This window comes from Rhodococcus sp. IEGM 1305 (assembly GCF_030058635.1).
Taxonomy (GTDB): Bacteria; Actinomycetota; Actinomycetes; order Mycobacteriales; family Mycobacteriaceae; genus Rhodococcus_F; species Rhodococcus_F opacus_D.
On record NZ_JASHKX010000002.1, the window covers coordinates 602,350 to 616,758 of the forward strand.

The 14,409-nt window shown below is 57.9% G+C and carries 12 protein-coding genes and 1 pseudogene; 11 read left to right on the plus strand and 2 right to left on the minus strand.

Annotated elements, in window-relative coordinates; genetic code table 11:
* Positions 1 to 10 precede the first annotated feature (10 nt).
* Positions 11 to 760 carry a glucose 1-dehydrogenase gene (locus tag QM693_RS06345; RefSeq protein ID WP_283351756.1) on the plus strand — a complete coding sequence of 250 codons (750 nt, stop codon included), beginning with the start codon at positions 11 to 13 and terminating at the stop codon, positions 758 to 760.
* A gap of 128 nt (positions 761 to 888) precedes the next feature.
* Here QM693_RS06345 and QM693_RS06350 read toward each other — a convergent pair whose 3' ends face one another.
* Complete coding sequence (locus QM693_RS06350) at positions 889 to 2,697, minus strand: MFS transporter (protein ID WP_280780811.1); 1,809 nt, start codon at positions 2,695 to 2,697, stop codon at positions 889 to 891.
* 350 nt (positions 2,698 to 3,047) lie between these two features.
* Between QM693_RS06350 and QM693_RS06355 the strand changes: the two genes are divergently transcribed.
* Complete coding sequence (locus tag QM693_RS06355; RefSeq protein WP_283351757.1) at positions 3,048 to 3,446, plus strand: hypothetical protein; 399 nt, start codon at positions 3,048 to 3,050, stop codon at positions 3,444 to 3,446.
* Here QM693_RS06355 and QM693_RS06360 read toward each other — a convergent pair.
* Positions 3,433 to 3,933: pseudogene (locus QM693_RS06360) on the minus strand (hypothetical protein); the annotation flags it as partial. The gene QM693_RS06355 and the pseudogene QM693_RS06360 sit on opposite strands and share 14 nt — an antisense overlap.
* 781 nt (positions 3,934 to 4,714) lie before the next feature.
* Between QM693_RS06360 and QM693_RS06365 the strand changes: the two are divergent.
* The 9 genes from QM693_RS06365 to QM693_RS06390 all read left to right on the plus strand — a co-directional run bounded on the left by QM693_RS06365 (position 4,715) and on the right by QM693_RS06390 (position 14,397).
* Positions 4,715 to 6,235 carry a sugar transferase gene (locus QM693_RS06365; protein ID WP_502942597.1) on the plus strand — a complete coding sequence of 507 codons (1,521 nt, stop codon included), beginning with the start codon at positions 4,715 to 4,717 and terminating at the stop codon, positions 6,233 to 6,235.
* Positions 6,236 to 6,889: 654 nt separating this feature from the next.
* Complete coding sequence (locus QM693_RS37575; RefSeq protein ID WP_349307487.1) at positions 6,890 to 7,720, plus strand: lipopolysaccharide biosynthesis protein; 831 nt, start codon at positions 6,890 to 6,892, stop codon at positions 7,718 to 7,720.
* Positions 7,721 to 7,907: 187 nt separating this feature from the next.
* The gene (locus QM693_RS37750) at positions 7,908 to 8,312 is read left to right on the plus strand and encodes a serine O-acetyltransferase (RefSeq protein ID WP_502942602.1); all 405 of its coding nucleotides are present in this window, start codon (positions 7,908 to 7,910) and stop codon (positions 8,310 to 8,312) included.
* Positions 8,312 to 9,439: a glycosyltransferase gene (locus tag QM693_RS06375; RefSeq protein ID WP_283351759.1), complete on the plus strand. Its 1,128-nt coding sequence runs from the start codon at positions 8,312 to 8,314 to the stop codon at positions 9,437 to 9,439. The genes QM693_RS37750 and QM693_RS06375 overlap by 1 nt, the downstream gene beginning before the upstream one ends.
* Before the next feature lie 10 nt (positions 9,440 to 9,449).
* Complete coding sequence (locus tag QM693_RS37755) at positions 9,450 to 10,253, plus strand: glycosyltransferase family 2 protein (RefSeq protein WP_502942598.1); 804 nt, start codon at positions 9,450 to 9,452, stop codon at positions 10,251 to 10,253.
* Positions 10,254 to 10,289: 36 nt separating this feature from the next.
* Positions 10,290 to 11,162 carry a WecB/TagA/CpsF family glycosyltransferase gene (locus QM693_RS37760; RefSeq protein ID WP_502942599.1) on the plus strand — a complete coding sequence of 291 codons (873 nt, stop codon included), beginning with the start codon at positions 10,290 to 10,292 and terminating at the stop codon, positions 11,160 to 11,162.
* Positions 11,163 to 11,170: 8 nt separating this feature from the next.
* Positions 11,171 to 12,298, plus strand: coding sequence for a glycosyltransferase family 4 protein (locus QM693_RS06380; RefSeq protein WP_283351760.1), 1,128 nt, complete (start codon positions 11,171 to 11,173; stop codon positions 12,296 to 12,298).
* Positions 12,299 to 12,400: 102 nt separating this feature from the next.
* On the plus strand, positions 12,401 to 13,429 hold the full coding sequence (gene gmd / locus QM693_RS06385) for a GDP-mannose 4,6-dehydratase (protein ID WP_283351761.1): 1,029 nt from the start codon (positions 12,401 to 12,403) through the stop codon (positions 13,427 to 13,429).
* Positions 13,429 to 14,397: a GDP-L-fucose synthase family protein gene (locus tag QM693_RS06390; RefSeq protein ID WP_283351762.1), complete on the plus strand. Its 969-nt coding sequence runs from the start codon at positions 13,429 to 13,431 to the stop codon at positions 14,395 to 14,397. Before gmd ends, QM693_RS06390 begins: the two co-directional genes overlap by 1 nt.
* The last annotated feature ends 12 nt before the right edge of the window (positions 14,398 to 14,409 follow it).

Sequence of the window (14,409 nt, forward strand, 5' to 3'; positions counted from 1 at the left end):
AGGGACAGAAATGACAAAGCGGTTGGAGGGCAAAGTGGCCCTCATCACCGGCGCATCTCGGGGCATGGGCGAGTCGCACGCGAAGGCATTCGTCGCGCACGGGGCGAAGGTCGTACTGGCGGATGTGACGGACCATGCAGGGGAGTTGCTCGCCAAGGAATTGGGTTCGGATGCACTATTCGTGCATCACGACGTCACGCAACTCGATTCATGGACAAATGCCGTCGAACAGAGTGTGAAGGCGTTCGGCGAGATCAATGTGCTGGTGAACAATGCAGGGGTTCTCGGCCCGCTGGCCACGACGGCAGAGCTTACCGAGGACGACTACCGGAAGGTGTGCAGTATCAACCAGGACGGTGTGTTCTTCGGGATGAAAGCCGTTCTGCCCTCCATGGAACGAGCCGGTATCGGCTCCATCGTCAACATCTCGTCGATCGCCGGCATGGCCGCGAACTACGGGTTCCCCAGTTTGGCGTACGTCGCAAGCAAGTTCGCAGTCCGCGGCATGACGAAAGCGACAGCCGTCGAATACGGACCCAAGAACATTCGCGTCAATTCCGTGCACCCGGGGTTCATCCAGACTCCGATGATGGTGGAGGCCACCAACGAAGAGGGCGGCGACGCCTTGGCTCAGATTCCCCTCGGTCGCATCGCAGATCCGCAGGAGGTGTCCAACCTCGTTCTGTTCCTCGCGTCGGACGAATCCTCCTACATCACCGGATCGGAGCATCTGGTCGACGCGGGCATGCTCGCGCAGTAGGCGTTGAGCCCAAGGTTGTGGAAGGTCTTCAACGGGACCTTCCACAACCTGGTGGCAATCGGAGGGTGTTGTTCGGCACCCGATTCGGCGGCCATGTGAGGTTCGGTGAATCCACGTCCAGGGTCTGGTCAGTTCGTCCGGTCGTGGACGAGTTCGCTCGGGCCGATTCCGGCCTCGCCGGCGATTCCGGCGAGTTCCGCGCCGACCGACTCGTGCGGCTCGTCCGCCGTCGCCTTCTTCTGCGGGCCGGTGAGCAGCGAGGCGATTCCGCCGATCACGCACGCGACGATCGCGAAAGCGAACGCCATGGCGAGGCCGTCGGCGAACGGGCCGGAAATCAGCTGGGGGAAGAAGTCCAGGCCGGTGAGGTGCGCCTGTTGCTGCTCGGTGAGCGAGGACAGTTGGGGTCCGAGCAGTTCCTGGATCGGGTTGACGCCGAGGAACGCCGCGAACAGCACGGCCACGGCGGGGAGATTCGCGATCTGGTTGGCCTGCGCCGCGGATACCCCGTTCGCCATCAGTCCGTCGCTCATCGCGGCCGGAAGGTGGGAGCTGAGGCCGGCGATCATCAGACTGAAGAAGAATCCGATCGACAGCACCATCGCCGCGTTCTGGAACGTCGTCATCATGCCCGCGCCGACGCCGCGCGCGTCGGCGGGAAGGCTGTTCATCACCTCCGCCCGGTTCGGCGCGGAGAACATCCCCATTCCGATGCCGTTGATCAGCAGCGTCACGGCGAAGGCCCAGTAGTCGAAGTCGACCGGCAGGGCGATCAGCAGTCCGAACGTGCCCGCGGTGATGAACATGCCGGTGCTGGTGAACCACTTGGTGCCGAACCGGTCGGAGATGACCCCGGATACCGGTGCCGACAGCAGGAATCCGATGGTCATCGGCAGCATGTAGATGCCCGCCCACAGTGGGGTGCGGCTGTAGTCGTAGCCGTGCTGCGGCAGCCAGATGCCCTGGAGCCAGATGATCAGGATGAACTGCAGACCGCCGCGGCCGAGTGATGCCACCAGGTTGGCGATGTTGCCCCAGGTGAACGACTTGATCTGGAACAGATGCAGATTGAAGAGGGGATTCGCGACCCTGGTCTCGATGACGCAGAAGACCGCGAGGACGGCGAGGCCGCCGACGAGGCACCAGAGCACCAGCGGGCTGCCCCAGCCCATCGAGGACGAGCCGTACGGCTGGATGCCGTAGGTGATGCCGACCAGCACGGCGATCAATCCGACGGCGAACGTGATGTTGCCCCACCAGTCGATGTCGGCATGCCGGCGGACGCCGGTGTCGCGGAGTTTGAGATAGGCCCAGATCGTGCCGACCACGCCGAAGGGAACCGACACGAGGAAGATCAGATTCCAGTGGATCGGCGCGAGGATGCCGCCGATGAGCAGGCCGAGGAAGGATCCGGCGATCGCGGCGACACCGTTGATCCCGAGCGCCAGTCCACGCTGATCGGCGGGGAAGGCGTCGGTGAGGATCGCCGACGAGTTCGCCATCAGGAACGCTCCGCCCACGCCCTGGACGACGCGCCATCCGATGAGCCACAGTGCCGCCTCGGTCCCGTCGAACCACGTCACCGCCAGGAAGATCGAGGCGATCGTGAACACCGCGAAGCCCATGTTGTACATCCGGGCGCGACCGAACATGTCGCCGAGCCGTCCGAAACTCACGACCAGGACTGCGGTGACGACGAGGAAGCCCATCATCATCCACAGCAGGTAGCTCGTGTTGCCGGGTTCGAGTGGGTTGAGGTGGATGCCCTTGAAGATGTCGGGGAGCGCGATCAGCACGATCGACGAGTTGATCGTCGCCACCAGCATGCCGAGGGTGGTGTTCGACAACGCAATCCACTTGTAGTGCGGGCCGAGTTCATCGAGTGTCCGGTTGTCGTCACCGACTGGCGCGGAAGGTTCCTTCGTGTGGGAGACCAAGGGATTTCACCTCTCGGGTTTTCATAGTTTTCAAAAGTAAGTAATCGGAAGGCAAAGTGTTCGGTTGTCGCGTGTTTCTTGGGGTGGGCAATCGGCTGACCGCGGCATCCCCTGAATGGAAATGCCCGGTTTGTCCGTTATGTCGATGTCGCTCAATCGGTTCCGTCGAGACGGTCGATCAGATTTGTGATGATACGACGTCTCGTTCCACCCCGCACCCAGGCGCTGTGGCCTGATCGGGGGACAGTCGAAATCATCCCATTCAAGGCCCGATCGGGGGACAGTCGCGACGCCCGATACGCGACAGGATGACTCTCATGCGAGTCGGACGCAGGAACAGGACGAGGTAGATGTCGACGATTGCGAGCACCACGTTGGCCGAGGTGGCGTCCGAGTGGTGCACCGAGGCGGAGATTCAGGTGCAGCCGTCGGCTGTCGCGGGCGGGCGGAATGTCACGCGCAGCGTGCTGTTCATCGGTAACCCGTCCACCGTCACCGAGGTGACGCACTGGGCCGCCGTGCGGCACTGGACGGTGGAGCAGGGACTGAAACCCGTACGCGAACTCCAGGGTGACGTGCTGTGCGCGATCGTCACCGAGGCCGTCGCCGACGGGACCGGTGCGTCGGCGGATGCGGCGGTCGTGGAGCGCGTGCGCGCCCGAGGCCTGGACTGCATCCCCGTCTACGACATCGAGCCGTGGGGGACGGCCCGGTTGCACGGTGCGTTTCCGCGTACGTCGGCTCCGTGAGCGCGCGTTGGGCCGCCGGCCAGAATTCGAAACCTGCGGTCATCAGTCCGCCGAGCCCGATGATGATCACCGCGGCGTCGACGCTGGTCCGCCCCTCCTTCGCCCAGTAGACGTCTTGCAAGTCCAGCAGCAACGCCAACTCGTCGACGATGAGCGCGGTGCCGACGCCGTACGAGATGGGCACGGTCGGATGGCGACGTTGCTTCTCGGAGCCACGTACCGCCACCGCCCCGACTCCAGCCAGCGCCGCGATGCCGAGGTTGTAATGGTGGAAATGACGGCCGTGGAGACTCAACCCACCGCCGGCGGGCCCGTGCCCACGCCTGATCCAGTGAGTCAACGCCCGCACCCCCGCGAATGTCAGCGTGAACGCACCCCACGACACCACCGCCGACTGCTCACTCTTATCGAGCTTCCTCCGCCACGCGGCACGCAGGCGGCGCCAGCGGCCGCGGTGGGTTGCGTCTTCGAGCGGGCGACTGGTCACGGCGTCAATCGTGCCACTGACGCACGCGGTCCATCTGGAATTCGGTCACAGCGCGACGGATAGTCCTAATGGAGCAACCGGAAGGAAGACCCATCCCCGTTAAACGATTCTTGCTGCGCCCGCCCTCCCCGGCGGAGGGCGGGAGTTTCTCAGCTAGGCATTGACGCTTCCGAAATTCAGTGCGTGCACCAGTTTCGAGCCGAACGAAAAAAGCATTCCCCAGGGGGTATTCCAAATGCTGTCTCTATCCACATGAACACTCTCCCTTTGATCGTGATGGTTCGACGCCCGATCGTAGAGCGGCCAGTCGGTCGCCTATGCGGTGGTCCCGCAGGATCATTCACGCAAATGACAGAAGTGCCAGCGGTATCGCGCCCTTTGGCATGCCGCGGAGCGCCGCATGGGTGTACGCCGGTTCGGGGCGCGGAGCTGCGTGAGCACAGCACGCAGGCACCAACCTGATCTGACTCTCGAGTAGAGTTCGCGCAAAATACCGGAACTTTTTTCGATACGCCAGGACCTTAGGCCCTATTCGCGGTGCCAGGTGTGGTGTAGGCAGTGTCATTCAATCGGTGTACAGCGCCGTGACCTGCACAGGAACCTGTTCTCGCCGTTCGGATCTCGCGGTTGTGACGCTCATCACTCCGGTTGTAACGAAGTTGGTTGAAGGTGCGATCATCATGTCGGCAGCAATACAGGGGGGCGGTCGTCATTCACCGCCAACAGTCGGAAGACAGCAACGCTTGCCGGCTTATTGGTTCTCAGGTGGAAGGCAACGAATGTGACCGCATTCGATGTTCCGCTCGGCCCCGCATCGGGTGTGCCGGGCGCGACAACGGTCTCTTCGGAGACAGGACGACTCGGGAGTCGTCGAGAGTGGCAGGCGGCGTACATCCGGCGTCTGTTGATCTCCGACACCCTGGTGGTGATCGCTGCTGTCGCGTTGGCCCAGTGGATTCGCTTCGGCGACAGTGGTGTTCTGACGACTGGCCAAGCCATCCACAATCTGAGCTACACGCTGGTGTCGGCCCTGCTGGTGGTCGCGTGGCTGGTGACGTTGGTCATCTTCCGAACCCGCACTATCCGGGTAATCGGCAGTGGTCCCGACGAGTACCGCCGGATCTTCGTATCGACAGTGCGTCTCTTTGGATTCATCGCGATCCTTGCTCTACTTTTCAGGCTCGACTTGGCACGCCTCTACCTGGCCATCGCGTTCCCGGTGGGCTTGATTGCCCTGATGGTGAACCGCTGGGTGTGGCGCAAGGTGGTAGCGCGGAAGCGTTCGCGGGGTGAGTTTCAGACCTCCGTCCTGGTGGTCGGCGGGGAGCGCTCGGTGCGAAATCTCGCCGAATCGTTCGCCCGCGGCACTGCTGACGGCTACCAAGTTGTCGGCGTGTGCATACCAGGGCACACCGGCAAATATGCGGACAAGATCATCGTGAACGGGCGCGAAATCCCAGTCCTCGGAGACGAGCAGGATGTGGTGGAGTCGCTGGAGTTCTGCCAGGCAGACACCGTCGCGGTCACGGCCACCGAGCACCTCGGTCATGACGGTATGCGTGACCTGGCATGGGCGCTGGAACCGCACCACGTCGATCTCGTCGTTGCTCCGGGGATGATGGACGTCTCGGGTCCCCGACTCTCGATGCGGCCCGTTGCCGGCCTTCCCCTGATCCATGTTGAGAAGCCGCAGTACCACGGTGCGCAGCGGTTCTCGAAGCTGTCCTTCGACTTCGTGTTCGCGACACTCGCGTTGATTCTGATCAGCCCGGTTCTGTTGGCGGTCGCAATTGCGATCAAGCTGACCAGTAAAGGACCTGTCTTCTACAAGTCGGAGCGGATGGGCCTGGACGGTAAGCCGTTCCCGATGCTCAAGTTCCGCAGCATGGTGGTGGACGCTGACAAGCAGGTCGCCTCTCTGATGAAGGCAAATGACGGCGCCGGCGTGCTGTTCAAGATGCGGGAAGACCCACGTGTGACAAAGGTCGGCCGGTTTATGCGCAAGTTCAGCATCGACGAACTGCCCCAGTTCATCAATGTCCTGCGGCGTGAGATGAGCGTGGTAGGCCCCAGGCCGCCGCTGCGCCGTGAGGTGGAGGCGTACGACGGCACCGTGCGCCGCCGGCTGCTCGTGAAGCCCGGCGTCACGGGATTGTGGCAGGTGAGCGGGCGATCGGACCTGTCGTGGGAAGAGACTGTGCGGCTCGATCTTTCGTATGTGGAGAACTGGTCGATGATGGGCGATTTGCTCATCATTGGCAAAACGTTGAGGGCGGTGGCAGCGGGTGACGGAGCATACTGAAATGCAAGTCATGCGCATGATCCATATCGGAGTGGCCGGATGCGGGTTGCGAATGCGTTTTAGAAACCCCTTGGTACGCCCGATGCTGGCACGGCTCTATGGTTTCGGGAACACACGCATGGCAGCCGCAGGATGCTGAATCAACATGTGCCGGACTCAAAGCCGGCACATCCTGGCCAATCGAACATCGACGGCGCCTTACGGCGGCTCGTAAAATCGGCTGGCGTGCGATTTCTCGTACTCCCGGTAAGCGGATTTGCAGCAATCCTTACGACACGAGTCTTTAATGCGCACTACAGTGTCGAGGAGTACGCGATATTTACGCTTGTGGTGTCGTTGCCGTTCCTTCTTCCGCTGTCGGATCTAGGAATAGGTGCTGCAGTCACGAATTCTGCCGCAAGACTCCCCGCTGCGAGCATCGAATTCTCCCTAATACTGCGGAAATGTCGACGAGTTCTTTGGTCTGTGGCTGGCATTGGATCCGCCGCCGCGATTCTCGTCCAACTTGGCCCAGGATGGTCGAGATTACTGAACCTGCCCGCCGCTGCGGCGACGGGATGGGGAGTGACGGCCGCAGTAACGATCTACTGTTTATCAATCCCCGGATCTCTTGGTGCTCGACTATTACTGGGATTACGCCGGAATGGCGAGGCAGTGGCTATCCAGGGGATGACTTCTGTTGTAACTCTGGTATTCATACTGATTCTTTCCGAATCCGGTGCCTCGTACGCGCTATCATTGCCTGCTGCGCTGGTTGGTATCGTCATCACAAGCTGGATCTGCCTCGTGCGCGGATCCAGGGACCCGCGTGTTCGAGACGCGAGAAACGCATTTGTGCGTTCGCGGGCGTTGTCAGCAAATCGTCGAGTCCAGATTTGGTCCACTGCACTGCCCATGCTTGCGATTTCACTTGCGCTTCCGGTTACATTTCAGGCAGACCGATTGATACTTGCGTGGACAACTGAACTGACCGACGTCGCGACGTATTCCGCGGCAGCCCTTGTCTATTTGCCCGCGCTCTCCGTCGTGCAACTTGGGGGACGTTCGCTGTGGGGAGATTTCGCCGCCAACCGCGGAGCGGAACAGCTTCCAGTTCTATTCAGTCGATCGCTCTTCGCCAGCACAGCAATAGCAGCATTGGGAGCGGTAGGCCTCGTCTCGATAGGTCCACTAATCTCAAGCATCGCAACCAGTGGATCGGTCATTGCTTCACGTGAAATATTTGTCGCGTTTGCGCTTCTACTCGTTGTGCAGGGCATTCATATGCCGGCAGGAATGTATTTGACGGATACTGTCGGGTTGAGGTTTCAGGCGATGTCTGCCGCGCTAATGGCTGTTATCGCCCTACCGTCGGGCGTTCTCCTTGCGAAACAAATTGGCGTTGCAGGGCCGATAATATCAACCTCTATTTCCAGCATCGTAATTCAAGTGATCCCATGTATTGTTTTCGCGCGGATGAGAATGAGGAAGCCCGATGGAATCTAGTGGAAAGAAACTCAAGACGGCCATCGATAGTCGCTCCGTTCTCGCGGAATACAATAGGCTCGATCTCGAAGCGCATGGCGTTGAACGCTGGCGACCCATATATCGCGTGACCAGACCGGAGATTCGGTTTCAGCGAACGCTTCGAAGTGTTGAATACTGGTCGAACAGGAAATCATTGATATCTCGGATGGTATGGGCAGTCCGACGTCTGGCTCTCTTTCGAAGCAGCCTTCTTACTGGAATATCGATTCCGCCGGGAGTGTTCGGACCTGGACTTGCCGTCGCTCACATAGGAAGTGTGGTCGTCAATTCGAACGCGGTTGTTGGGCGCAACTGCCGCTTGCATTCAGGGACAAATATTGGAAGCAACAAGGATGGTGCACCGCGTATCGGTGACAATGTCTATATCGGACCCGGTGCGGTGATATACGGACCGATAGTTATCGGCGATAACGTAGCTGTCGGCGCCAATGCGGTCGTCAACAGAGACGTTCCTGCCAACGTGACAGTCGCCGGTGTGCCCGCAAAGGTTATTGCCAGTACTGGATCCGAGAGTATTCATCCGAACAACTCACGAGCTGCGAGAAAATAATGACGAGTAAAGCTCTACGTATTTGCATTGCTATACCGAGCCTAAGTGGCGGGGGGGCCGAATTTGTTGCACGAGAGTGGGCCGCCTGGTTGGCGCAAAGTGGTCACACCGTCTCTCTCGCTGTGACGCACCCGAAGGATTCTGATGGGACCATTCCCGGAGTTGACGTGGTGCATCTGACTGGAAGTGGCCTTATGGCACATACAAGATCGCTGCGGGAACACCTTCGCCTAGGAAAAATTGATGTAGTCGTTTCACTTTTGCCGTATTACAATCTAATGGCAATTCTGGCAACTCGATTCGCTGGAAACGATATCAAGGTCGTAATCAGTGGTCGTAATGTGGAAGTTCCGTACCCAGAAGTGCATGGCAGGAAGGTGCGGACTACCCGGATACTGTCGAAATGGCTGTATCCGCTTTGTGACGCATTTGTGGCCATATCTCACCCGGTAGCAGCAGAAGCTGGCGCTCTCTATAAAATCGATCCGTCGAAGATTGTAGTCGTGCCCAACCCGGCAATCGCAAAGATCGAGTCCGAGGACGCCTACGATACAAACGCGGCTGTATCGAGCAGAACTGCTGACCGCGAACACAGAGCGCGTCTCATTAACATCGTCCTACCGGGTCGTCTCGTAGATCAAAAAGAACCGGCTATTGCTCTCAGAGTTGCTGAAATCCTTCAGCTAGAAGACCATGAAGTAACCGTTCACTATTTCGGCGACGGCCCTCTGCGTTCTCAGATTCTTCAGGACGCCGCGTCGAGCGGGGTAAACGCCATTGTTCACGGTTGGATCGAGGACTGGTATCGCCACCTCCCACCATGTTCTGTGGTGCTTCTTCCCTCGCGTGCTGAGGGATTTGGCAATGTCCTGCTTGAGGCAGCCGCCGTCAGTGTGCCTGCGGTTGTTTCGTCCCAAGCACTGGGCTCTGCAGACGCACTAGTTCCGGGTATAACTGGCGAGTTTGCGCCATTTAGAAGTGCCAAGTCTTATGCCGATGCTGTCCGATCTGCGGCAGAAATAGAAATTGTGGGTGCAGGGGCGTGGCTGAAACGGTTTAGTCGGGAGTCTAGCGGTTCCGCGCTGATTGCTGTATTAGAGTCGGTGGTTCGGTTTGAGTCTGCGTAGGAATATACCGATGCCGAGAATTCAGGAACCGCTAAAGATAAGCATTGTGACCGTAGTTTGGAATAACATCGGTGGCTTAGTTACAACGTGTCAAAGTGTCAGCGAGCAAACCTATGCGAACTACGAGCACGTTGTGGTGGATGGAGCTTCCGTCGATGGTACTCAGGAATGGGCGAAAAACTATGCTTTAGACCCTCGAGTTAGGTTCTTTAGTGAGCCTGATAGCGGAATTTATGACGCGATGAATCGTTCCCTCGCGCTGGCGTCCGGTCATTTAGTCGTATTCATGAATGGTGGCGACCGGTTTTACGGTTCCAATACGCTCCAGACAGTCGTGGATAGCTGGAATTCTGAAAGATGGTCCTGGGCGTATGGAGGTGTGGAGTATGTCGATCGGCTCGGAAACTCTATCGAGTGTTATAGACATGAGCCGTTTAATCGCCGGGATGTCGAGTTGGGTATGAAGTACGTGCCACATCAATCGACGTACGCGAGTCTTGAGGTCTTGCGAGACTTGTGCGGGTTTAGTGAGAAATTTGGAACTTCGTCCGACCAGGAACTCATAATCCGTCTATCGATGCGGTTTGAGCCGACTGTAATTAGCCAGAACTTGTCAAAGTTTCTTTCCGGAGGGGCGCATTCGCATGGAACGATGTTCGATCGCGCACTGCGATACCATGCAATCCGTCAAGAAAACGGCTGTCTAATACTCTCGAATAGCGTTGCGGACTTGGCATATTCGATTGGCGAGGGATTTTGGTGGTCGGTGCGATCAGTACTTGCGAAACATGTTAAGAGAAAGCAACCCTTGTGAGCACAGCTTCCGCAGCGAATTCAGTGGACGAATTTGATGGTAAAGGATCGTAGGGTGTCAAATATTTCTCTCGGCCCTTGGTCCGACACATTTCCGGTCGCCGGCGTGCCGTTTGTTGCGAGTCCTTTCGCTACATCGGTGTCGTATTTCTTAGAGTCATCGAGGGATACGCAAGTCAAAGGCCGAGCCATCCGCTTGGCTAATGCATACAGTGTTGCGTCCGCAACAAAAGACCCTGACTATCGGCGAGTGATGCTCAGCGGTGGTGTAAATTTGCCAGACGGTGTTCCGGTCGTCTGGTACATGATGCGATCGAGGAGGGGTGCGCCACACCTAGTTGTTGACCGCCACCGAGGGCCGAGCTTTTTCTATGAGTGCCTCGACCGTGGGCGTGAGTTTGGGACGAGACACTTTCTCCTCGGCGCAACTGAAGAGACAATTGCCCTTTTGGGGGATCGACTTAAGCACAGATATCCGGGTCTTGTGATCTCCGGAACTTGGGCGCCACCGTTCGGCCCACTCGATGATAATTTTTTCAGCCGAGCGTCGGAGTTAATTAATGCGAGTCAACCAGACATTGTTTGGGTAGCCATGGGAACGCCTAAGCAAGATTTTGCGGCGTTACAAATATCAACCCTTACTGGGATTGACTCAGTGGGTGTCGGCGCTGCTTTCGATTTCGGTGCAGGTACTGTCGCTGAAGCGCCCAAAGCATTCCAGGATAGTGGTTTCGAATGGTTGTATCGGTTGTATTGTGAACCGAGACGTTTGTGGAAGAGATACCTGTTCGGAAATGTGCGGTTTCTTGTGCACGCCGAGGTTGCGTTGATTCGCGAGAGAGCGTGGGGGCGTTTTCATATGGATAGAGTTCGTTCTATTCGGGCACGTGCTGGAAAGGTTCGAGATTAGGTGGAAGAATGAACAATGACATTAATCTGCTGATGGTCGACCAAATTGATCCGCTCACTGTGTCGCCGAATGGTATCGATACTGTGATTCGTGGTTTGATCAAGCACTCTGCCGCTGAGCGAATTGGGATTATTGGCTCTACATCCTCCTTGTCGACTCGGATCGGGGATTGGACCGTCATCGAGGTTGAGGGCAGACAAGTGCCTTTTTTGCCAGTGTCCAGGGCGCGGTCTACGCATCGGTTGCTTGCGCGTGTGCCAGACTCGATGCGACTCACGTTTGGTTTGCTTAGGTTCCGCAATAGAATCCCGCGTGTCCGCGCGCATGCGCATCGTGTCGAGATTGGTTTCGTTTTTTGGGTATTGCGTGGGGCTGAGTACGTTCAGTTTATCCATAACGATTCAAGTGGGTTGTTGGGTGCCGAATCAGACTCGTTGTGGAGACGATTCGCCATCGCTTATCGATGGATTGAGGACCGAGCGCTGAGAAAGGCATCAGCGGTCGTCCTCTTCAACAAGTCGGATGCGAATCGGTTGAGGGCGATTCGTAGCGATTTGGTCGTAGCGACGACGTGGTACGATCCGTCGCTAGTCTATACGCGTGCTCCTGGGAATTCCTCGGGAATCCTTAAGTTATGCTGGGTGGGTCGCTTCGAAAGTCAAAAGGACCCTGTTTTAGCGGTCCACACGTTAGCTTCTCTGGTTGAGCGCGGCGCGGATGTGCGGATGACGTTTATCGGCAGTGGGTCAATGCTTTCTGAAATGCAATCTGATATTCGTGATCGTGGTCTTTCAGATTACTGCACATTTACTGGGCCAGTATCACGCGCACGTGTCTTGGAAGAGATGGCTCGACACACCGTTTTGCTCGTCACATCTCACTACGAGGGTTCACCTACCGTGCTGGTTGAGGCGGGTGCCTCAGGTTTGCCCGTAGTCGCCACGTTTGAATCCGACCCTGATCAACTCGTGACTAACTACGAAAATGGCTTAATCGTAGATACACGAGATCCGGATGCTTTAGCGGATGCGGTTATTGCGGCTCGGAGTTGCGAATCAGCCGCGTGCCGTGATGCGGTCTCGGGCAGGTCCGGCGAGGAGTTGGTTCCAAGGATTCTGGCGCTCGGTCGGCGGTAATGGATCGGCGTTAGGTCAGGTGAAATTTAGAAGCTTGACAGTGTTTTCGTACGGATTCTATATTCGGCATTTTGAAGTCAGTTAGAATTGAGGGTAAGTAGCATGAAGCGAGCGTTAATTACTGGCATCACCGGTCAGGACGGCTCCTACCTGGCAGAGCTCCTTTTGCGGAAGGGATATGAGGTCCACGGTTTGATTCGTCGCTCGTCGACGTTCAACACGGCGCGGATCGACCATCTCTATGTAGACCCGCACGATCCCGAGGCAAAGCTGTTTCTCCACTACGGCGACCTGAGCGACGGTGCACGTCTGGTTACGCTGTTAGCGCAGATACGTCCGGACGAGGTCTACAACCTTGCCGCGCAGTCGCACGTGCGGGTCAGCTTTGACGAGCCCGAGCATACCGGCAATACAACCGGGGTCGGTTCGATCCGGCTCCTTGAAGCTGTCCGATTGACAGGCTTAGACTGCAAGTTCTACCAGGCGTCGAGTTCTGAGATGTTCGGTGCAACACCGCCGCCCCAGAACGAGGAGACCCCGTTCTATCCGCGGTCCCCATATGGTGCCGCGAAGGTTTACTCATACTGGGTGACGAGGAACTACCGTGAGGCGTACGGGATCTTCGCGGTAAACGGAATCCTGTTCAACCACGAGTCGCCGCGCCGTGGTGAAACATTCGTCACGCGAAAGATCACTCGCGCGGTCGCCCGGATCAAAGCAGGGGTCGAGAAGAATCTCTACATGGGCAATCTGGACGCAATTCGTGACTGGGGTTATGCACCGGAGTACGTCGAAGGCATGTGGCGAATGCTTCAAGCTGAGGATCCGGACGACTACTGCCTTGCCACCGGTGGCCGGTACTCGGTGCGTGATTTTCTCTCGGTCGCTTTCGAACATGCTGGACTTGATTGGGAAAAGCATGTGCGATTCGACGAGCGCTACCTTCGCCCGACAGAAGTCGACGCTTTGATTGGGGATGCGAGTAAGGCGGAGGAAAAGTTGGGCTGGAAGGCATCTGTGCATACGCCGGAGTTAGCCAAGATCATGGTCGACGCGGATATCGCGGCGCTTGAGCACGAAGGTCGGCCGTGGATCGACTCGCCGTCGCATCCTGACTGGGAAGTCCTGTGATGGCTGAGGCATTCACACCGCAGCTGCTGGATCGTGGATCACCGTTCTATGTTGCGGGTCATCGCGGGCTCGTTGGTTCTGCAATCTGGCGACACCTTGAAGCAAGTGGGTTTAGCCTGCCTATTGGTCGTACCTCGCGTGAGCTCGACCTTCGGGATCGGGGCGCAGTGTTCGCATTCTTCGCGGAGCAGAAGCCTCGATATGTTGTCCTCGCCGCCGCCAAGGTTGGCGGCATCTTGGCGAACAGCACGCACCCAGTCGACTTCCTGTCAGAGAATCTTCGCATTCAGGTGAATGTGCTTGACGCCGCCCGGGAAAATGGTGTCGAGCGGCTTCTGTTTCTCGGATCGTCGTGCATCTACCCCAAGCTTGCTCCGCAGCCGATCAAGGAGGAATATCTCCTCACCGGTCATCTGGAGCCAACCAATGATGCCTACGCGATCGCGAAGATCGCTGGCATTTTGCAGGTCCAGGCTGTTCGTCGGCAGTACGGTCTCCCGTGGATCTCGGCTATGCCAACGAACCTGTACGGGCCGGGCGATAATTTCTCCCCCCAAGGGTCACATGTGTTGCCTGCTTTGATCCGTCGGTACGACGAAGCTCGCATCTATGGGGCGGAGTCGCTGACGAACTGGGGGACGGGGGCACCCCGCCGCGAATTCCTGCATGTTGAGGACATGGCCGCCGCATGCCTCCACTTGCTTGAGAATTATGATGGGCCCGAGCAAGTTAACGTCGGTACCGGCGAGGATACGACGATCAAGGAGGTTGCGCAGATCGTTGCCGAAGAGGTTGGCTACACCGGTCGGGTCGAGTGGGATTCGTCGAAGCCGGACGGAACCCCGCGGAAGCTGCTTGACGTGACCAAGCTACGAGAGTCCGGTTGGGAACCGAAGATCGGCGTCCGCGAAGGTGTCGCGTCGACGATCAAGTGGTATCGCGAGCACATCGAGTCAGTGCGAACTTAAGTTTATTTTTCT

Coding starts and splice junctions, on each gene's coding strand:
- QM693_RS06345 (WP_283351756.1), top strand. CDS start 11: ATGACAAAGCGGTTGGAGGGCAAAGTGGCCCTCATCACCGGCGCATCT.
- QM693_RS06355 (WP_283351757.1), top strand. CDS start 3,048: ATGTCGACGATTGCGAGCACCACGTTGGCCGAGGTGGCGTCCGAGTGG.
- QM693_RS37750 (WP_502942602.1), top strand. CDS start 7,908: ATGGTATGGGCAGTCCGACGTCTGGCTCTCTTTCGAAGCAGCCTTCTT.
- QM693_RS06375 (WP_283351759.1), top strand. CDS start 8,312: ATGACGAGTAAAGCTCTACGTATTTGCATTGCTATACCGAGCCTAAGT.
- QM693_RS37755 (WP_502942598.1), top strand. CDS start 9,450: ATGCCGAGAATTCAGGAACCGCTAAAGATAAGCATTGTGACCGTAGTT.
- QM693_RS37760 (WP_502942599.1), top strand. CDS start 10,290: ATGGTAAAGGATCGTAGGGTGTCAAATATTTCTCTCGGCCCTTGGTCC.
- QM693_RS06380 (WP_283351760.1), top strand. CDS start 11,171: ATGAACAATGACATTAATCTGCTGATGGTCGACCAAATTGATCCGCTC.
- gmd (WP_283351761.1), top strand. CDS start 12,401: ATGAAGCGAGCGTTAATTACTGGCATCACCGGTCAGGACGGCTCCTAC.
- QM693_RS06390 (WP_283351762.1), top strand. CDS start 13,429: ATGGCTGAGGCATTCACACCGCAGCTGCTGGATCGTGGATCACCGTTC.